This window comes from Parabacteroides chongii (assembly GCF_029581355.1).
Lineage (GTDB): Bacteria > Bacteroidota > Bacteroidia > Bacteroidales > Tannerellaceae > Parabacteroides > Parabacteroides chongii.
The window spans coordinates 92,903-112,514 of record NZ_CP120849.1; the positions used below are offsets into that span (position 1 = coordinate 92,903).

General features: G+C 43.2%; 17 protein-coding genes. 12 read left to right on the top strand and 5 right to left on the bottom strand.

Going from position 1 to position 19,612, the window contains the following annotated elements:
* Window positions 1–21: 21 nt before the first annotated feature.
* Window positions 22–393 carry a DMT family protein gene (locus P3L47_RS00515; RefSeq protein ID WP_122362312.1) on the bottom strand — a complete coding sequence of 124 codons (372 nt, stop codon included), beginning with the start codon at window positions 391–393 and terminating at the stop codon, window positions 22–24.
* Window positions 390–1,142 carry a PP-loop family protein gene (locus P3L47_RS00520; protein ID WP_122362313.1) on the bottom strand — a complete coding sequence of 251 codons (753 nt, stop codon included), beginning with the start codon at window positions 1,140–1,142 and terminating at the stop codon, window positions 390–392. Before P3L47_RS00520 ends, P3L47_RS00515 begins: the two co-directional genes overlap by 4 nt.
* A 108-nt stretch (window positions 1,143–1,250) precedes the next feature.
* Between P3L47_RS00520 and P3L47_RS00525 the strand changes: the two genes are divergently transcribed.
* From P3L47_RS00525 to rpiA, 5 genes are all read left to right on the top strand, one after another.
* Complete coding sequence (locus P3L47_RS00525; protein WP_277782390.1) at window positions 1,251–2,690, top strand: tetratricopeptide repeat protein; 1,440 nt, start codon at window positions 1,251–1,253, stop codon at window positions 2,688–2,690.
* A gap of 16 nt (window positions 2,691–2,706) precedes the next feature.
* Complete coding sequence (locus P3L47_RS00530) at window positions 2,707–3,195, top strand: NfeD family protein (protein ID WP_277782391.1); 489 nt, start codon at window positions 2,707–2,709, stop codon at window positions 3,193–3,195.
* A gap of 10 nt (window positions 3,196–3,205) precedes the next feature.
* The gene (gene floA / locus P3L47_RS00535) at window positions 3,206–4,201 is read left to right on the top strand and encodes a flotillin-like protein FloA (RefSeq protein ID WP_028727014.1); all 996 of its coding nucleotides are present in this window, start codon (window positions 3,206–3,208) and stop codon (window positions 4,199–4,201) included.
* 4 nt (window positions 4,202–4,205) lie between these two features.
* Window positions 4,206–5,075 (top strand): nucleoside phosphorylase, encoded by an 870-nt coding sequence (locus P3L47_RS00540; RefSeq protein WP_277782392.1) that lies wholly within the window; start codon window positions 4,206–4,208, stop codon window positions 5,073–5,075.
* Window positions 5,076–5,202: 127 nt separating this feature from the next.
* Window positions 5,203–5,910, top strand: coding sequence for a ribose 5-phosphate isomerase A (gene rpiA, locus P3L47_RS00545; protein WP_129732253.1), 708 nt, complete (start codon window positions 5,203–5,205; stop codon window positions 5,908–5,910).
* 10 nt (window positions 5,911–5,920) lie between these two features.
* Here the strand turns inward: rpiA and P3L47_RS00550 are convergent, their stop codons facing one another.
* On the bottom strand, window positions 5,921–7,957 hold the full coding sequence (locus P3L47_RS00550) for a hybrid sensor histidine kinase/response regulator transcription factor (RefSeq protein ID WP_277782393.1): 2,037 nt from the start codon (window positions 7,955–7,957) through the stop codon (window positions 5,921–5,923).
* A gap of 199 nt (window positions 7,958–8,156) precedes the next feature.
* On the opposite strand from P3L47_RS00550, the gene P3L47_RS00555 reads away from it, so the two are divergent.
* A complete protein-coding gene (locus P3L47_RS00555) occupies window positions 8,157–10,502 on the top strand; it encodes an ABC transporter permease (RefSeq protein WP_277782394.1) in 2,346 nt (781 codons plus the stop codon).
* Between the two features lie 102 nt (window positions 10,503–10,604).
* On the opposite strand, the gene P3L47_RS00560 is transcribed toward P3L47_RS00555, so the two are convergent.
* Both P3L47_RS00560 and P3L47_RS00565 read right to left on the bottom strand, forming a co-directional pair.
* Complete coding sequence (locus P3L47_RS00560; RefSeq protein WP_122362320.1) at window positions 10,605–11,351, bottom strand: nitroreductase family protein; 747 nt, start codon at window positions 11,349–11,351, stop codon at window positions 10,605–10,607.
* 24 nt (window positions 11,352–11,375) lie between these two features.
* Complete coding sequence (locus tag P3L47_RS00565) at window positions 11,376–12,563, bottom strand: AAA family ATPase (protein ID WP_277782395.1); 1,188 nt, start codon at window positions 12,561–12,563, stop codon at window positions 11,376–11,378.
* A 78-nt stretch (window positions 12,564–12,641) separates the two neighbouring features.
* Between P3L47_RS00565 and P3L47_RS00570 the strand changes: the two genes are divergently transcribed.
* From P3L47_RS00570 to P3L47_RS00595, 6 genes are all read left to right on the top strand, one after another.
* A complete protein-coding gene (locus P3L47_RS00570; RefSeq protein ID WP_122362322.1) occupies window positions 12,642–13,763 on the top strand; it encodes a DUF362 domain-containing protein in 1,122 nt (373 codons plus the stop codon).
* A 16-nt stretch (window positions 13,764–13,779) separates the two neighbouring features.
* A complete protein-coding gene (mnmE, locus tag P3L47_RS00575; RefSeq protein ID WP_199715703.1) occupies window positions 13,780–15,171 on the top strand; it encodes a tRNA uridine-5-carboxymethylaminomethyl(34) synthesis GTPase MnmE in 1,392 nt (463 codons plus the stop codon).
* 306 nt (window positions 15,172–15,477) lie between these two features.
* Complete coding sequence (locus tag P3L47_RS00580) at window positions 15,478–16,944, top strand: helix-turn-helix domain-containing protein (protein WP_122362324.1); 1,467 nt, start codon at window positions 15,478–15,480, stop codon at window positions 16,942–16,944.
* A 109-nt stretch (window positions 16,945–17,053) separates the two neighbouring features.
* On the top strand, window positions 17,054–18,169 hold the full coding sequence (locus tag P3L47_RS00585) for a tyrosine-type recombinase/integrase (RefSeq protein ID WP_122362325.1): 1,116 nt from the start codon (window positions 17,054–17,056) through the stop codon (window positions 18,167–18,169).
* Window positions 18,170–18,339: 170 nt separating this feature from the next.
* The gene (locus P3L47_RS00590; protein ID WP_122362326.1) at window positions 18,340–19,134 is read left to right on the top strand and encodes a hypothetical protein; all 795 of its coding nucleotides are present in this window, start codon (window positions 18,340–18,342) and stop codon (window positions 19,132–19,134) included.
* 103 nt (window positions 19,135–19,237) lie between these two features.
* On the top strand, window positions 19,238–19,612 hold the full coding sequence (locus P3L47_RS00595; protein WP_122362327.1) for a helix-turn-helix domain-containing protein: 375 nt from the start codon (window positions 19,238–19,240) through the stop codon (window positions 19,610–19,612).

Consider the following 19,612-nt stretch of genomic DNA (forward strand, 5'->3'; position numbering starts at 1 on the left):
TCATAGTCTATACATTATATACTATTTCATAAACACAAAATACACCGCCAGTACCAGACAGACACAAGCCGCCAGATGGTTCCAGTGAAAAGACTCTCCTTTAAATGCAGTGGCACTAAAGATGACGAAGACAATCAGAGTTATAATCTCCTGAATTACTTTTAATTGCATCAAAGTAAACGGACCACCATTGTCTCTGAAACCGATCCTGTTCGCCGGTACCTGCAGGCAATATTCTGCCAAAGCCAATATCCAGCTAAATAAGATCACACCGATAAGAGGCAAATGAGCAAACCAACTGAATTGCTGCTTCATCTTCAAATGACCGTACCAGGCACAAATCATAAAAATATTGGAACCGATCAATAATAGTATTGTATATAACCCTTTCATTTCTTATTTGTTTTTTGAGGTAGATAATCCGTTTGTATATTCGACATGCTGTTCCAAATGCTGTAACGCGCCTCCGGGTTGATAGCCTCCAACCGTGCCAGCACCTCTTTCATATCCGAACGGCTGGAACCCGATTCATAAGGACAGTTCTTGATCTGTTTACGATATCCCTGCCACTCCGCAATACGGATCAGCTCTTTTTCTTCAACCAGGCACATCGGACGAATGATCTCCATATCGAATTTATCCATCTTCAAACGCGGAGGCATCGTCCCGATCGCCCCCTGATGCGTCATGTTCATCAGCAACGTTTCGATGATATCATCCTGATGATGTCCCAAAGCAATCTTGTTACAATTGTGCTTTTTCGCAATATCGAACAAAGCTTTCCGGCGTGTCCAGGAACAAAGGAAACAAGGAGATTTGCGCGTATCGGTAGAAGCATCGAAACTCGTTTCATGAACGACAAAAGGCAATTCATGTTCGTCGGCACAACTTTTCAGATACTCCATATCCGAGCTGTAAGGAATGTTCGTCATGACAATATGCGCCACAACCACCTCAAAACGAGGATGATATATCTTGGAACGCCGTCCCAACAGATCGACAAGAGCCAACGAATCCTTTCCGCCCGACAATCCGATCAGGATACGATCGCCGTTGGCTATCAGGCCATATTCGTAAATAGCCTTTTTCACCTTCTCTTCCACTTTCCTGAACAGGAGCTCTTCTGCAGTCAACTTTGCCATCTCTATTCTTAAATCGGGCACAAAAATAGATATTTATCCAATGAATTGTATGCTTAACTAAAAATATTATTATCTTTGAATCAGTATAATTATATTATAATAAGAGACATGAGCCGGTTATCTAAGAAACTGTTTTACACAATTGGAATTACATTACTTTGCTGCAGCCTGCAAGCACAGAGCCTGGACCAGGCAAAAAAACTATATAATGAAGGTCAATACGCCGAAGCGAAGCCTGCCTTTGAGAAACTGGTGAAACAAGCTCCCAGTAACTCCTCCTATAATCTTTGGTATGGTGTCTGTTGCTATGAGACCGGAGATATTACCGGTGCGGAAAAATATCTGAAAGTAGCAGTCAAACGCAAAGTGCAGGATGCTTACCGTTACCTGGCAGACGTTTATTATCAGACTTACCGTTTCGATGAAGCAGCCGAAATGCTGGAAGATTACATCGACCTGCTGACGAAAAAGAAACAAGATACACAAGCATTCGAAGACAAACTCAGCCTGGCTGAGAATGCCCACCGAATGATGGAAAAAACAGAAAATGTTCAAATCATAGACAGCATTGTTGTCGACAAAGAGGATTTCCTGACAGCCTATACGTTAAGCGAAGAAAGCGGAACACTGGCATCTTTCAAAGACTTCTTTCAAACAAACGAGCCTGTCACCTCCTCTGTGTATATGAACCAGAAAGGCGACAAGATCTATTATGCCCATGCTACGGACAACGACCGCTACTGTCTTTTCACCCAGTCCAAACTGATCGACAAATGGGGAGACGAGAAACAGTTGCCTATGAACATCAACAGCAACGAAGACGACAACTATCCTTTTGTCCTGTCGGATGGCGTTACGATCTATTATGCTTCCAAAGGGAACGGATCGCTCGGAGGGTATGACTTATTCGTGACCCGTTATAATATCAACTCGGACACTTATCTGGCTCCGGAACAGTTGAGCATGCCTTTCAACTCACCATTTAACGATTACATGATGGTGTATGATGAAACGAAAGAATTGGGATGGTTCGCTTCAGACCGCTTCCAGCCGGAAGACAAAGTTTGCGTCTACCTGTTCATTCCTAACAACGAACACAGCCGCGTGGAAAATGAAGACATCGAAGTGAAACGTGCCCGTGCCGCCATTACCTCCATTCAGGAGTCCTGGAAACCTGGAAGCGACTACAGCAACCTGGTGGAACTGGCTCATAAGGAAATCCCTTACGGAGAAGCAAAAATCGAAAAAGACTTCGAATTCGTGATAAACAACAGTTTGGTTTATTATAAGCTAGATGAAATAAAAAGTCCCGAAGCGAAAAGCTATTACGAAAAAGTTGTTTCGCTGAACAAACAGATAAAAGAACTGAATGAAAAGCTGGCTGACCTCAGAGCATCTTATTCTTCCGGGAATAGTGCAAAAAAGGAACAGCTTAAACCTACAATTCTCGAGGCTGAAGAGCAATTGAACAATCTGCTCAGTCAACCTGACGAATTGGAAAAGAAAGCCCGTAACACGGAGATTAATTATTTAAAGAGTAACAGATAACACAACCACAACTATTATGATCTGGGAAATAACCATTATTGTTTTCTTAATGCTGGTAGCCATCGTGCTTATCCTGCTGGAAATATTTTTACTGCCGGGTATAACGATTGCCGGAATCGGAGGATTCCTTTTTGCTGCCGCAGGTGTCATTTACGCTTATTCGGTGGGAGAAATGGCAGGACACATCACTTTATTCCTGTCATTAGTGACTTTCGGTGGTGCATTTGTATGGTTATTGCGTTCCCGATCGTTTCACAGGGTAGCCCTGAAAACGGATGTTGACTCGAAGCTGACTTCCAGCCGCGACCTGGGTATCGAACCCGGCGACGAAGGAGTCACACTTTCCCGCCTTGCCCCTATCGGCAAAGCGCGTATCATGGGTGTCACAGTCGAAGCCAAGTCGATGGACGAACTGATAGACGAAAATACGCCGATTAAAGTCGTTCGTGTCGACAGTTACAACATTTTGGTAAAGAAAGTAGAACAAACAGATATTCACGCTTAATTATATTTATATGGAAGAATTGAACTATTTGCCTTTTATCCTACTGGGTGCAGCGGTCTTGCTGCTGGCAATTTTCTTTTACTATGTGCCGTTCCTGCTGTGGATCTCGGCCAAAGTTTCGGGTGTAAACATTTCACTGATACAGCTGTTCCTGATGCGTATCCGTAATGTACCTCCTTATGTTATCGCCCGTGCTATGATCGAAGCGCACAAAGCTGGTCTTAAAACGTTGACTCGTGATGAACTGGAAGCGCATTACCTGGCAGGTGGACATGTTGAGAAAGTGGTTCACGCGCTGGTGTCTGCTTCTAAAGCAAACATCGACCTGCCTTTCCAGATGGCTACTGCTATCGACCTGGCCGGCCGTGATGTATTCGAAGCCGTTCAGATGTCGGTTAACCCGAAAGTGATCGACACACCTCCTGTGACTGCCGTTGCGAAAGATGGTATCCAGCTGATAGCCAAAGCCCGTGTTACCGTTCGCGCCAATATCAAGCAGTTGGTGGGTGGTGCCGGTGAAGAAACGATCCTGGCCCGTGTCGGTGAAGGTATCGTATCATCGATCGGTTCGTCGGAAAGTCATAAGACCGTATTGGAAAATCCGGACTCTATCTCTAAACTGGTATTACGTAAAGGATTGGATGCCGGTACAGCATTCGAAATCTTGTCTATCGACATCGCGGATATCGATATAGGTAAGAATATCGGTGCCTTCCTGCAGATGGACCAGGCACAGGCTGATAAAAATATCGCCCAGGCTAAGGCAGAGGAACGTCGTGCAATGGCTGTTGCCCTTGAACAGGAAATGAAAGCCAAAGCCCAGGAAGCCCGTGCGAAGGTGATCGAAGCAGAAGCAGAAGTACCAAAAGCAATGGCTGAAGCTTTCCGTTCAGGAAATCTGGGTATCATGGATTATTATAAAATGAAGAACATCGACGCAGACACTTCTATGCGCGAAGCCATAGCAAAGCCTGCCAATGCTCCTTCAAAACCGCTTAAAGACTAAAAAGATGAGAGTTATTCCCGAATCCGAATTAATCATAAATGCAGATGGAAGCGCTTTCCATCTGCATCTTAAGCCGGAACAGCTGGCAGACAAAGTGATCCTGGTCGGTGATCCTGACAGGGTTTCAACCGTTGCTTCTTACTTCGACACACAAGAGTGCGAGGTTTCCAGCCGGGAGTTTCATACCATCACAGGAACCTATAAAGGGAAACGTCTTACCGTTGTTTCCCACGGTATCGGTACAGACAATATAGATATCGTACTGAACGAACTGGATGCACTGGCAAACATCGACTTTGCAACACGCACGGTAAAGCCGGCATTCAAACAGTTAACCTTGGTGCGCGTTGGGACGTCGGGAGGTCTTCAGCCATTCGTTCCTGTGGGTACTTATGTGGCTGCGGAGAAGTCTATCGGTTTCGACGGGGTTATTTATTTCTACGCAGATACCGAACGTGTCAGGGATACAGCCTTTGAAGCTGCATTGAAAGAACAGCTGGACTGGAAGCTGTCCGGTCTTTCCCCTTATGTCGTTTCAGCCGATCATTCGCTGATAGAACAGATCACCCGCGACGATATCATTCGTGGTGTTACAATTGCAGCCAACGGCTTTTACGGTCCGCAGGGACGTGAGTTGCGTCTGCCGCTTGCCGATCCCAAGTTGAATGAAAAGATTGAAGCTTTCAATTACAACGGACAGCAAATCACCAATTTCGAAATGGAAAGTTCTTCCCTTGCCGGCCTCGCCGCCCTAATGGGACACCGCGCTATGACAGTCTGCTGTATCATAGCTGGCCGTGTGGATAAGAATATGAATACAAACTATAAAGGTTCTTTAACCGGACTGATAGAAACGGTATTGGAACGTATTTGATCCATCAGTCACAACTATTTATCTAAGCGAAAGACGAACGGTATAATTCCGTTTCTTTCGCTTTCTTTATTTGTAACAAACATAAAACAGCTTACGACTGTTTATATAATATAATGTAAAGAATATCATGGAACGGGAGAAAACAATCATTGATACGTTGGAATGGGGTAAAGAGATTTCCAACCGGGAGGAGAAAGAAAAGGTTGCCGATAAGATAGCCTCTATGGTAACAGACAATGATATTATCGGTATAGGCTCAGGATCGACTGCTTATCTGGCCCTGTTGAAGATTGCCGAACGTATCCGGAATGAGCGACTTCATATCCGGGCAATCCCGACTTCCCAAGAAATAAAAATGACCTGTGCTAAACTCGGCATACCTTTGACAAGCCTTCTGGAGCACAAACCGAACTGGACTTTCGACGGGGCAGACGAAATAGACTTCAATCACAATATGATAAAAGGACGCGGTGGTGCCATGTTCAAAGAAAAACTGCTGATCAGTTCCAGTCCGCGGACATTTATTATTGCAGACTCCTCCAAGATGGTTTCGAAATTAGGCTCCCGCTTCCCGGTACCGGTAGAGATATTTCCGGATGCGTTGATCCATGTAGATCAGGCATTACGGTCGTTAAGTCCGGTAGAAATAAAACTCCGGATGGCACAAGGCAAAGACGGTCCGGTCATCACCGAAAACGGCAATCTGATACTCGATGTCCGCTTCGACAATATCCCGGACAACCTGGAAAATGCGATCAAATCCATTACCGGAGTGATAGAAAGCGGGCTTTTCATGCATTATGAAGTTCAGATATTAAGTAGCGAGAAACTATAAGCCAGAGTGATCATCTTCCTTTATTCGCCTCGATGAACTCTTTCGGAGTACAACCATTCTTTTTCAGAAAAGCACGGTAAAAGCTCGTACGGTTAGAAAAGCCTGATTTGAAGACAATCTCATGAATCGTGCATTTAGACTTCAATAGTAAGTTTTCTGCCACCGCGAGTTTTCCGTCATATATAATTTCCTGTAGGCCTTTATCGGTTACCTCTTTTAATTTACGATATAGGCTACGCACGCTCATTCCTAATTCATTGGCGATAAAATCAGGAGACAGCTTCTCGTTCTGTATGTTTTTATTGATAATCGCATGTATTTTCTTTAAAAACTTCCGGTCTTCCGCATGTTGCAGTTTACCCATATCCAATTCATAAGCGCTTAACGGAGAGGCGAAGTAATCTTTCAAATCTTCCTTACGATTCAGATGGCCTCTTATCGTCGTCTTAAGATATTCACTGTCAAAAGGCTTCGTGATATAGAACTCTGCTCCCGCCTGAATCGCTTCTGTCTGTATCTTAATATCGTGTACGGCAGAGATTATGATCAAAGGGATATGGGAGGTACTTTTATCCGACTTCAACAAGGCAGCCAGCGTAATTCCGTCAATTTCTTCCATCATTATATCACATAATATGATATCAGTATGGTTATTAGACAGGATATCAATCGTCTTAGAAGAGTTGTTTATCGGCAATACATTAAAATCAGAAGACAAGAGATCACATATATACCAAAGCATTTCCGGATCATCATCGATTACAGTGACAGTAGGCCGGTTCTCGATATATTTGTATTTTATCGGAGGTAAAACAAATTCAGGAATAAGAGAGTTACTAATCGTACCCATCGCATTATCTTTTTCTGTTTTAGTAACTTGCAACGGAGGCAAATCAACCGTAAAAGTCGTTGTCTCACCGGGAATGCTCCGGGCGTTAATCTTTCCTGAGAGAAGTTTCACCATACCGGCAGTAATGGCTAACCCTAAGCCGTTCCGCTTCCATCCTTTTTGTTTCCCATAGTTATCCAGAACCGTAAATCGGTTAAAGATATGCCCGATATCCTCTTTGCTGATGCCTTTCCCTTTGTTTACGACTAAGATCCTAAGACTTCCGTTCTCCGTTGAAATGTCGACTGTTACCGGTTCTTCATTACTGTATTTTACAGCATTCGATACCAGATTAATCAGAATCGTAGTCAAAAATTTCTCATCGGAATTCCAAAAGATATCCGGTTCATACTGCCTTATCAGACTGATTTCCGAGCCTGACGTGTCGACCTTAAAGGCTTCGATCACCCGGTCTGCAATCTCTGAAACATTCAAGCTGGTTACCTCTGGCCGTTTATAACCAGATTCCATCTGCTTAAAATCCATCAAATCACTGATCAGTAAATTCATACGTTTTGCATTCCGGTTAATGACATGAACGTATTTTATTGTCTGAGGATTTACATTCTTCTGTTCCAGGATCAGTTTACAAGGTCCTGAAATAAGCGTCAGCGGTGTACTGAACTCATGAGCGATATCCGTAAAGAAGTCAAGTTTGGACTCATATAAGCGTTCTCTCAGTTCGGCTTCAGCCTTTGCCGTATTTACTTTTTTCAACTCCAGGATCAAAGACTCAAATTTCCTCTTATTATACTCAGCACGTATAAGTGTATAATAAAACAACAGGATAGGAAGACAAGCTATCACGGAAACCAGATAGTTCATAAAATAATCCGGTGCATTTAACAGCCGATGTGTATAGAAAACATAGACGATTATGCCTAATGCGAAATAGAATGTCCACAAAAGATACTCTTTCAAAAGACCGCTGTAAAATTTATCATAATATATTTCCTTCTCTATGTAGGCATGCATCCGCCAGTTTCCATAATAGAATAATGGAATAGCAATGATCAGTTCCTTCAGGTGTTGAATCGGTATCACCTCCATATTACCCAATGAGAAGTCAATCACCCAATGTATCGATTGCTGACAAACAATAGCCAAAAGAGCCGGTAAAATCCATTTCCGTATATCAGGCATAAAGTTGAGTATCATATTTTCTACGTATCATATTTTCTGCAAATGTATATAAATATCAGACTACAAAATGTAACAGGGAGTGACATTTGTGTTACTATTTGCGCCAAGGCATATATCATAAACACTCCTGTTTTTTTTATGTCAAAGACTTAAATACATTTGCATCGTAATCAATATTCAATCATTTCATTTAACAAGCAAAAACAAGAAAAAGATGAGAACTTTAATAAGAAACTTTTTTAGCGTATTACGCCGTTTCAAGATGGCGACTACACTTAATATATTAGGGTTATCGATAGCCTTTGCTGCTTTTATGATTATCCTGATGCAATTGAATTATGACTGGAGCTTTGACAAGTCTCACAAAAACGCCGATTGCATCTACCGTGTGGAGAGAACGTCGGGTGACGGGGCAACCGTTCTTACGAACCGTCCGCTGGCCGATATCTTTTTTCAATCATCTCCACATATTAAAGCAGGTGCATTGGTTTCTCACTGGCAAAAGGAAATCTATTTTACTATCGACAAGAATGGAGAGAAGGTCAGCTATCTGGAACCGATGGTCAGGGTTTATCCCGAATACACCGACGTGTTCGAGTTTGAGATGGTTGAAGGAAAAGCCAATGCTTTGTCAGAACCGGAGCATGTGTTAATACCGCAAAGCATAGCGAAGAAATTGTTCGGAAACGAATCGGCTATAAACAAGCAATTGCGCGCTAACGACATCAATTACACGATTGGCGGCGTTTACAAAGATTTTCCTTCCAACACCGTGGTGGCGAACAATATTTATTTTCCTATTCCCAAAGATGAAAATGTACATGGATGGAATAATAACAACTATGAGTTATTCATAAGAGTGGATGCCCCGGAAAATAGCAAGGATCTGATAGAAAACTTTAAAAAGAATTTCGACCTATCCACACTGGACAATAATAATGCCTGGATCAGCTCCGTCGGATTACGGCTAACCCCTCTCAGAGAGATTCACTTTACGACAGATACGACATACGATACCACGCCTAAGGCGAGCAAGAATACCCTGGCGGTTTTATTTGCCATAGCCATCATCATTATTGCTATTGCGGCAATCAATTTCACCAACTTCACTATGGCCTTAACACCAACACGTATCAAAAGCATCAACACGCGGAAAGTATTGGGCGCCGAAGAAAACGCTCTACGCCTGTCGTTATTGACAGAGGCTATTTCCGTTAGTTTTATTGCTTATCTGTTGTCCTTAATCTGGGTATATATTTTGTCACTTACATCCATAACCGCATTGATGGATGCCGACTTATCATTGAATGCTCACCTTCCTTTATTGGGAGTTACCGCGCTGATAGCTGTTGGTACAGGACTCCTCGCGGGGGTATATCCATCGTTTTATGTGACCTCGTTCCCTCCTGCACTCGTGTTGAAAGGTAGCTTCGGATTGTCGCCTAAAGGAAGAAAGTTACGCAATGCACTTATCAGTGTACAGTTTATCACATCGTTTGCTTTGATTATCGCGGCTTTATTCATGTATCTGCAAAACCATTATATGATGAATACTCCGTTAGGATATGAAAAAGACGAATTAATCGTTATGAATCTGAATAATACGGTGCAGAAAAGCCGTGATGCTTTTACGAACCAATTAAAAACGTTCTCAGGTATAGAAGACGTAACGTATGCAGAAGTATTGTTATCCAGTTCCGACCAATACATGGGCTGGACACGTACATATAAAAATAAGAATATTGGATTTCAATGCCTGCCAGTCGATGTATCTTTTCTTAAAGTAATGGGTATTGACGTTTCGGAAGGACGTAACTTCCGAGAAGAAGACAAGAACACGGTAAACGGTGTTTATATATTCAATGAAAAAGCCCGCGGACAATACGAATTGGAGATTGGCGAAAAAGTGGAGAATGGAGAGATTGTAGGGTTTATTCCCGACATCAAGTTTGCTTCTTTCCGCTCTGAAATAGCACCGATGGCTTTTTATATCTGGGGTACAGAGAATTGGGGCATAACACCTCTATATGCTTATATTAAAGTAAAAAGCGGCGCAAACCTGAAGGAATCGATGGAACATATAAAAGAGACCGCTCAATCCTTCGATCCGGCTTATCCTTTTAATATCCGTTTCTTCAACGAGGTATTGAACCTGCTTTACGAGAAAGAACAAAAGACAACGGCTTTGATAACCCTCTTCAGCATGCTGGCAATCTTTATATCCATTGTCGGCGTATTCGGTCTGGTTGTTTTCGACAGTGAATATCGCCGTAAAGAGATAGGAGTAAGAAGGGTTCTAGGTTCCAGCGCATTGCAGATAATAATCATGTTCAACAAAACGTATCTGCATATCCTTTGCCTTTGCTTTATCCTGGCGGTTCCTATTGCTTATCATGTAGTTGTCCGCTGGCTGGATAACTTTGCCTACAAAACACCGATGTACTGGTGGGTATTTCTCATCGCGTTCGTTATAGTATCGGTGATTACAATCATGACCGTAACATTCCAGAATTACTGGGTGGCAAACGAAAATCCTGTGAAAAGCTTAAAGACAGACTAATACCGGGCTCTATTTACCTTTGATTATTTTATAAAAGAGAAAGCCTCTTGCTTTTCGAACCGTTCGTGAGCAAGAGGCTTCCTTTATCTGATAAAGTATAAATTACTTCATAAATCCCTGGTCTTTCAATACTTTCAACAACACTTCCGAAAAATATTCATTATTCTTCTTTGTGTAACGAACATCAGTAAAGACCTGTGCCAGCGTTTCTTTGTTATTCTCTTTTACAAACTGTTTATTGACTTCAAGCGCTTCCTTTTCACTGTACAGTTCATCGATCGATTCCGGAGTATAATCGACATAGCTCTCCTGATGAACCACTGCGGCCAAAGGCAACCGTTCTACCTGTTCCGGCAGCGGTTGAGCCGGATAACCGACTGTCACAGTAACAATAGGAACGACTAAACGCGGCAGCGACAACGCTTCGATAATTTTATCGGCATTATAAGCCGTCGTTCCCAGATAACAGATTCCCAGTCCCTTTTCTTCTGCTGCATCACAGAAAGCCTGGGCAAATAACATCGCATCGATGGTCGAAGCAATGAACGTTTGCAGATTATCAAAACCGGCATCAGCCTTACGCTGTTCAGCCCATTTCACAAAACGGTTAGCATCAGCACAGAAAGTCAGCACAACCGGAGCCGTCATGATCATCGGCTGATTAAAGTGAGCCGGAGACAGTTTCTCCTTATTCGCCCGGTCACGGGTAACAACGACACTGTACAACTGCATATTTCCTGTGTTGGATGCACGAGCAGCAACTTCCAGCAGTTCATTCAACAACTCCTCGGGGATATCCTGCTCTGTATATTTACGGATAGTCCTCCGGTTCTTCATTATATCTATCATATCTATTTTTTTATAACGTATCAATCAATAACAAAGTCCCAACAACCAGATCGGAAGCTTGTTGTTCTGGCTTTTCGGCTGACCGTAAATGGCTGCAAAGGTATTTTCAGCATCCCTGATCCGTTCGTAATCCATTAAAGGATCGCCCACCATGAACGTATATTTATCATTCACCAAAAAGTCATTATTATCGAGCAATTCCAATGTAGCAAAGTTCGACAACTGATCGACAAAGAAAGTCTCTCCCATCAGGACACGGTCGTTGACATCTTCTTCAAAAGCCATCAATAAATTGGTATTCCCCGAATAAGTTTTCCGGCAACGGTTTTGCACCGGTCCCCTGCCCGATTGATAATGCCTTATGCATACCGCATCTTTCAAATACTCCAAATATCGTTTTACATCCGCTTGTTCCAGTTTCAGGCGTTTCGCCAAATCCGCCATATCTGACAGCTCCGGAAGCTGACCGGAAACCAGCATCATCAACCGCTTGATATCATTCAGTTCCTGATAGCCGGTAGGATAAATAGCCGGCAGATCTATCTCAATCGCATCCCTCACCCGATCTTGCAAACGGAACGGATAAGCATCCGGATCATCCCAGTAGAACGGATAGCAGCCATGCTCCAGATAGTTACGGAAAATAGGAGCCACGACAATCTGGTCGTTAACATTCCTCGATACATCTGCATGGTTCTCCAACAGATCGTCCAGCGACATCGGAGGCAAATCCAGCACACACTCATATGATAGATACTCCCGGAAAGACATGGTACTCAGCGTATAGCAAGACACCTGGTTTTTAAATCCTCTCATTACTTTCGAGACCGGAAGTAACGAAGAAGCGGCAAAAACGATATGTAAATCCGGACAACGCTCCAGTAACTTCCTGGTTTCGTTCATCCAATCTGAATAACGGTGTACACTATCGAGGAACAGATGCGTCCCTCCTTCTTTATAGAACTGCATAGCCACATTGACCATCTTTTCCCGTTGAAAAAGAATGCTGTCCAGATCCAGATACAATGCTTTATCGGAATCATCAAAAGCTTGTTTGATCCGTTGCAATAACAAGGTTGTTTTACCGACCCCTTGTGAGCCCAAAATTCCAATCAGACGATCATCCCACTGTATCTGTTTATAAAGATATCGCTGAAAATTGCATCTTATCCCCTTCAGCAATTGCTGATGGTTTACTTGGTATATGTCCATAAACTAAACTATTTGATACAAATGTAACACTTTATAGCAATAATCACGTAAATTTGCATGACAAAAACCAATAAGAGAATGGACAAATCGAAAGTTTACTTTACCAATCTTCGCACGACTCCATCCAGTAATTTGCTGGACAAAATGGAACGTCTTGTAAAACGTGCAGGCATTACAAACATTGATTTCAAGAATCAATTCACAGCGATTAAAATTCACTTCGGAGAGCCTGGAAACCTGGCTTATATCCGTCCTAATTATGCAGCCCGTATGGCTACATTGCTTCGTACTTTAGGAGCGAAACCTTTTCTTACTGATTGTAACACTTTGTATTCCGGACGTCGTTCCAATGCCGTAGACCATTTGGAAAGTGCCATGGAAAACGGTTTCAACCCTATCTCCGCCAAATGTGACGTGATCATTGCCGACGGTCTGAAAGGAACGGAGTGTCGTGAAATAGAAATAAACGGAGAATATTGCAAAGCACCTAAGATCGGATCGGCTATTGCCGACGCTGATATTATTATCAGTATGAATCACTTCAAGGGACATGAACAGACCGGATTTGGAGGTGCACTGAAGAACCTGGGAATGGGATGTGCCAGTGTTGCCGGTAAGTTGGAACTGCACGGAGCCTCCCAACCACGTATCGATCCGGAAAAGTGTAAAGGTTGCAATATCTGTGTAAAACATTGCCGCCACGAAGCTATCCGCCTGGATGAAAACAGGAAAGCAGTAATCGATTATGACAAATGTGTCGGTTGCGGACAATGTGTGGCTCTTTGCCAATATGACGGTGCCGTACTCGGTTCATGGGATACTTCGGTAAACTTAAATTGTAAAATAGCAGAATACACACAAGCCGTATTGCAGGATAAACCTCATTTCCATATCAGTTTCATTATGAATGTATCTCCCGAATGTGACTGTTGGAATCATAATGATGCGGCTATCGTCCCAGACCTGGGTATTGCAGCTTCATTCGATCCGGTCGCACTCGACAAGGCTTGTGCCGATATAGTTATCAAAGCCCCGATCCTTGAAACAGGCAACCGTCTTTCAGAAACGCCTCATCATGATCATTTGGAAGGTTGTGACAAATTCCATATCATGCACCCGGAAACCAACTGGCAAGCCGGACTGGAACATGCTGAAAAAGTTGGAATCGGAACTCAGGAATATGAACTAATAACTGTATAAGGATATAAAATTTATGATCAATCAGGATACTATCTGTGCCGTATCGACAGCCCCCGGAGCCGGAGGCGTAGCTGTCATCCGTGTATCCGGCACTGACGCCATCAGAATTTGTGACACTATCTTCGTTCCTAAAATCGAAGGTAAGAATCTTCAGAGCCAGAAAGCTTACACTTTACGCTACGGTAGTATCCGTCGCGGGGAAGAGTTGATCGACGATGTACTTGTCGCCCTCTTCCGCGCCCCTCATTCGTTTACAGGAGAAGATACCGTCGAAATCACTTGCCACGGTTCGGTTTACATCCAGCAACAGATCCTCCAGTTACTGATCGAAAAGGGTTGTCGTTCCGCTCTTCCTGGCGAATATACGCAGCGTGCCTTCCTAAATGGGAAGATGGACCTGAGCCAGGCCGAAGCTGTAGCCGACCTGATCGCATCCACTTCTGCCGGAATGCACAAACTGGCTATTAATCAGATGCGTGGGGGCTTCAGTAATGAATTGACTAAACTACGCAGCCAACTGCTCGATTTCACCTCTTTGATCGAACTGGAACTCGATTTCAGCGAAGAAGATGTCGAGTTTGCCGACCGTACCAATCTGAAGCAGCTGGCAACAAACATCGAACAGTTGATACACAAACTGGCCGATTCATTCAGTGTAGGAAATGCCATTAAGAACGGTATTCCGGTTGCCATCATCGGCGAGACGAATGCCGGTAAGTCCACTTTACTCAACCTGTTGGTCGGTGAAGAGCGTGCCATCGTTTCCGACATCCACGGAACCACCCGCGATGTGATAGAGGACACAATCAATCTATCAGGCATCACCTTCCGTTTTATCGACACGGCAGGTATCCGAGAAACCAGTGATACGATCGAAAGTCTGGGAATCGAACGTACTTTCCAAAAACTCCGCCAGGCTTCTATCGTCCTTTGGGTGATTGACCTGACCAGTCCGTCAGAGCAGATCGAGGAATTAGCTCAAACAATCATTCCTCAGACAGAGGGTAAAAAAGTGATTCTAGTATTCAATAAATCCGACTTACTCTCACCGGAAGAACTTGCTATCAAGCAAAAGTTGCTTGGCAAAGTTCCTGCTGACCGGTTATATATTTCAGCCAAACAGCAAGCAAATACTGAAACATTAAAACAGCATCTGATCCAGGCAGCTGCCTTACCCGAAGTATCCCAAAACGACGTAATCGTCACCAACGTCCGCCATTACGGGGCCTTAACAAAAGCCCATGAAGCTATACTCCGTGTAATTAATGGACTGGAAATGAATATTTCGGGAGATTTCCTGAGTCAGGATATCAGGGAATGCATGCATTATCTGGGCGAAATTACGGGGCAGATTAGTAATGATGAGATATTGGGAAATATTTTCGAGAAGTTTTGCATCGGCAAATGATGGCTTGTAAACAGCCATAAGCAACCATAACCATTTAGAATAAAGTCGCTGAAATCCAGCGACTTTTATTTTTATACTCATTCCTGTCAATTCTGACAGAGTGCCGATTTTCAGCATCTTTTTGTACCATAATTCTACCGCCGAACAAATAAGCGGGCTTCTCGCACTCATCATAGCGACATCTTGGGCACGATGTGAGACGCTATGAGAATGAGCGGAACCGCTATAGAAGACACAGCGTGAAACGCTGTGAGAAATTGTGAGATGCGTTGAGACGAAATCGACGAAATTAAAGGCGACCAATATATGGAGGTACAGAGAAAATGCCAGTGGTGCGGCAAACCATTTATAGCACACACGATGATAACACGGTTTTGCAGCAAATCGTGTACAGAAAAAGCGTACAAGGACAAGAAGCGCAAGCAGAAATTGCAGGAGTACGAAGTGAGGCAAAGCGAGCGACCAATGCAGGAAGTCGGCATTGTTGGAAGCAAATCGTTCCTCTCCCCTGCCGAAGCCGCTACCCTTTTAGGCATCAGCCGTGCCACCATCTACCGACACATGGCTGCCGGTATCATTCGGGCATTGCAACTTCGCGGGCGCACCATCATACGTAAATCCGACATTGAAAAGATGTTCAACAATGCGCCCGACTACAAGAAACGCAGCTATGGACGGAAACAGACCGTCCTCTATTACACCACGAATGAGATTCTGGAAAAATACCAAATCCAGAAGAAAACCCTGTATCGTCGTTGCAAACTATACAACATCCCAAAGGTTGAAGAAGGTAGCCGTGTATTCTACAACCGCACCCTCATAGACAAGTATTTTGCCGACCTTGCCGAAGAAATCAATCCGGACTGTTATTACACGCCGGAACAGGTCATGGAAAAATACGGTATGAGCCGTAATGCCGTTGTCACCTTTGCCCTGCGGCACAACATTCCCCGAATCAACCGCCACCACGAGGTGTATTATTCCCGTGCCCATATAGACGCTATCAAAGAAAAGCAGGACAAACTGAATCCCGACTATTATACCTATTCGGAAATCACCGAGAAATACGGGCTTACCAAAATTAACATCAGCTATTATGTCAATAAATACGATATAACTAGGTTCAAGCAAGGAAGCCGGACCATGGTATTGCGCACCGAATTTGACAAGGTATATCGTGAGCACCGGGACGGCACATACATCCCCAAGAAGCGCGAAAGCAAATCCGGTCAGCAGGAACAGAAAGAACCCTTTACAATTCCCGATGGCTACTACTCGTCTGAACAAATTGCCGTCACATATCAGATGACCAAGAAAACCATTTGCAGGCTGTGCCGTGAAAACGACATTCCTAAAATCAGTCACGGAGGATTTAACTACTACGAACAACTGGCAGTAAACCGTTTCTTCGCCAAATACAAAGCTGCTGATAATATCAAAGAATGGATTGGCGCAGAGCAGATGGAAGAAATATACGGTATGAGCAAAGATGCCAGATGCTCGTTTGTGCATCGCCACAAAATCCCCTCACGTGTAGTCTATGGCAAGGCTCAATACTCCAAAGACCACATCGACATTATCAAGAACGGTGGTTTCGACCAACGGGAAAAGTATTACAGCGTAGCTGAAGCGATGGAAAGATATGGTTTGCGTAGGGAGGATGTCTATAACTATGCCCGGTATAACAACATCCGAAAGATGCACCACGGCAAATCCATGTTCCTGTTGAAAGAGGATTTTAATAAGGTGATGGCTGAAAAATCCGTCACCTGAAAAATTATTCCATACAGACAGGAAAATTACTCCTGACGATTATAGGTCTGCATTGAACCATTTCGTTGGTTTGCAGCAAATTATTAACAACAATATAATATAGTAGAGTATGCACGAATGTAAAACTGTAACATTGAGGACAAGACCTCTAAAGAACAAAATGTTGTCGTTCTATCTGGATTATTATCCGGGATATAGAGACAAGGAAACAATGAAAGTAATCCGTCACGAATCGCTTGGCATTTATATCTATGCCAACCCGAAGAACAAACGTGAGCAGAATTTCAACGATGTAATGACCGAGAAAGCCGAAGCCATCCGTTGCCGCAGATTTGAATCTGTCGTAAATGAACGGTATGACTTCTTCGACCGGTACAAACTAAAGGGTGATTTCTTGGAATACTATCGTCAGCAACTCCGCAAGCACGACCAGAAATGGGAGTTCGTCTATCTCCATTTCAAGAACTTCGTACACGGCAAATGTACTTTTGAGGAGATAGACATCGACCTGTGCAACAAGTTTCGGGAATACCTTCTGAACGCCAAGAAACTAAGACGCAACGGACGTATCACACGAAACTCTGCATCAGGATACTGGTCTACTTTCAGAGGATTCTTGAAAATACTATATCGTAATGGGATGATAAAGGCCAATGTCAATGACTTCTTGGAAAAGATTGAAACAGAAGACACTATGAAAGAAGCTTTATCTGTTGAAGAATTGTACCAGTTAGCTGAGACGCCATGTAAAAAGCCTATTGTGAAAATCGCATCGCTGTTTTCCTGTATGACCAGCTTGCGCATCAGCGACATCCTCGCCCTACGTTGGGAAGACATAGTGGACTACTCTGCCGGAGGGAAATGTGTACATATCATCACACAGAAAAACAAAGCGGAAGACATCATTCCCATCAGCGAGGAGGCATTAGGGCTGATAGGATACAGTTCTGAGAAGAAAGGTCTGGTATTCAAGGGACTTATGCGTAGTTGGACACAAGTACCAATGAAAGAGTGGATTCGTTCTGCCGGAATAACCAAGAACATAACATTCCATTCATATCGGAGAACATTCGCAACCCTCCAGGGTGCTGCCGGTACAGACATCCGTACCATACAAAGCTTGATGGCGCACAAAAGCATCACCACCACGATGCGTTACATGAAAGTCGTTGACAGCAACAAGCGTGAAGCCAGCAAGAAAATCACTTTGACACGCAAAGGCTGAACTCCCCTATTTTGCCCCATTACATAGGCTTAGAATATGATTTCCGATGGATTATCATACTCTAAGCCTATATTTTCTTAAAAATTAACCGATTTACTGCACTTATTTATAACTATCTGGAAATGTGCTTATAACTTTGCTCCATCATTTCATCCAAACAACAATAGATTATGACAGATAGTATTCAAATTCACAGGAAAAAGGCAAGTTTCATACTTGCGGTAAGCGTTACTTCATACTCGGTAATCGCCACTTATCTTTACAACTGCCATCAAATAAACCTGATGGAATACACCACACCTATTATATTGAGTATCGTACTCTTAACTCTTTCATGCGCGTTCTCTCAAAGATTTTTCTATCGCTACCTTATCAAGAATAACGCATGTATTTCTTTTGGCAAGCAAAAAGAATCCATCCCACTTGAAATCAAGCAGCCAGCTGATACCATTACCCCGGAAGTAGAAGTTATAGAAATGCCGATTGCAAAGAATGATTATACAGATGGTTATGACGAACGCATAGCTGAAATAGAACGGGAAAAGGCAGAGCAGCAAGCTGACATTATGCGTGTCATGCACGAATATACCACATATAGTATGGCTGAATTTCTTTCAAAAAACGACCTTATTACACTTCACGAAAACATAGAGTGCTTTGCCCATGGGCAATGTGATTTATACAAGCCCATACGTTCCAAATTCGACAATCCATTAAACACTCTCGATATACGGCATTTTGTATGGAATATCGGTATAAGGTTGAATATCTCGGTGGAAAAATGCGCAGAATTCATAAAAACCATATTCCCACACGAATTGAAAAATGCCACTCTGTTTTATCTATCAAAAAATCTACGGACTACAGGTATTTGTAAAATTCCACTTGACATTCCCTTAAAAGGAGAGTATTATTTCAATTGCCTCAAAAAAGCAGACGATGAGACAGTGGTTTTGACCGACTGAAATGATTCCGTCGCAGACAGAAAAATTACTCCCTGATGACGAAGGTCTGCATAGTATCATTGTGTTGGTTTGTAACATGTTTAACAAATAAACTATTTGAATCATGTCTAAGAATCAATTCACATTCAATGACCTTCCCGAAGTGATGGGAGAGTTATGCGACCGAATCGCAAGTATGGAAAGTCTGCTGACAGAGAAACTTTCCAAGCAGAACGAAGTCAAGGAGAACACGCACGTTCCCATGACCGTGCAGGAGGCTTGCACCTATCTCAAAATGCCGCTATCGACCTTTTATTACAAGGTTAAAAAGGACGATATTCCTGTTATAAAACAAGGCAAGCACCTCTACATCTATCGTGATGAGCTGGATAAATGGTTGGAATCATCCCGTAAGACCACCGTTCCGCAAAGTTTCGAGGAAGAGAATGATGCGTTGCTCGCTTCCCATCGCCGTAAACCAAACTCTAAAAACTGGTAG

Excerpts from the sequence above, each read along its gene's own strand:
- P3L47_RS00515 (WP_122362312.1), bottom strand. The coding sequence starts at position 393 with ATGAAAGGGTTATATACAATACTATTATTGATCGGTTCCAATATTTTT.
- P3L47_RS00520 (WP_122362313.1), bottom strand. The coding sequence starts at position 1,142 with ATGGCAAAGTTGACTGCAGAAGAGCTCCTGTTCAGGAAAGTGGAAGAG.
- P3L47_RS00525 (WP_277782390.1), top strand. The coding sequence starts at position 1,251 with ATGAGCCGGTTATCTAAGAAACTGTTTTACACAATTGGAATTACATTA.
- P3L47_RS00530 (WP_277782391.1), top strand. The coding sequence starts at position 2,707 with ATGATCTGGGAAATAACCATTATTGTTTTCTTAATGCTGGTAGCCATC.
- floA (WP_028727014.1), top strand. The coding sequence starts at position 3,206 with ATGGAAGAATTGAACTATTTGCCTTTTATCCTACTGGGTGCAGCGGTC.
- P3L47_RS00540 (WP_277782392.1), top strand. The coding sequence starts at position 4,206 with ATGAGAGTTATTCCCGAATCCGAATTAATCATAAATGCAGATGGAAGC.
- rpiA (WP_129732253.1), top strand. The coding sequence starts at position 5,203 with ATGGAACGGGAGAAAACAATCATTGATACGTTGGAATGGGGTAAAGAG.
- P3L47_RS00550 (WP_277782393.1), bottom strand. The coding sequence starts at position 7,957 with ATGATACTCAACTTTATGCCTGATATACGGAAATGGATTTTACCGGCT.
- P3L47_RS00555 (WP_277782394.1), top strand. The coding sequence starts at position 8,157 with ATGAGAACTTTAATAAGAAACTTTTTTAGCGTATTACGCCGTTTCAAG.
- P3L47_RS00560 (WP_122362320.1), bottom strand. The coding sequence starts at position 11,351 with ATGATAGATATAATGAAGAACCGGAGGACTATCCGTAAATATACAGAG.
- P3L47_RS00565 (WP_277782395.1), bottom strand. The coding sequence starts at position 12,563 with ATGGACATATACCAAGTAAACCATCAGCAATTGCTGAAGGGGATAAGA.
- P3L47_RS00570 (WP_122362322.1), top strand. The coding sequence starts at position 12,642 with ATGGACAAATCGAAAGTTTACTTTACCAATCTTCGCACGACTCCATCC.
- P3L47_RS00580 (WP_122362324.1), top strand. The coding sequence starts at position 15,478 with ATGGAGGTACAGAGAAAATGCCAGTGGTGCGGCAAACCATTTATAGCA.
- P3L47_RS00585 (WP_122362325.1), top strand. The coding sequence starts at position 17,054 with ATGCACGAATGTAAAACTGTAACATTGAGGACAAGACCTCTAAAGAAC.
- P3L47_RS00590 (WP_122362326.1), top strand. The coding sequence starts at position 18,340 with ATGACAGATAGTATTCAAATTCACAGGAAAAAGGCAAGTTTCATACTT.
- P3L47_RS00595 (WP_122362327.1), top strand. The coding sequence starts at position 19,238 with ATGTCTAAGAATCAATTCACATTCAATGACCTTCCCGAAGTGATGGGA.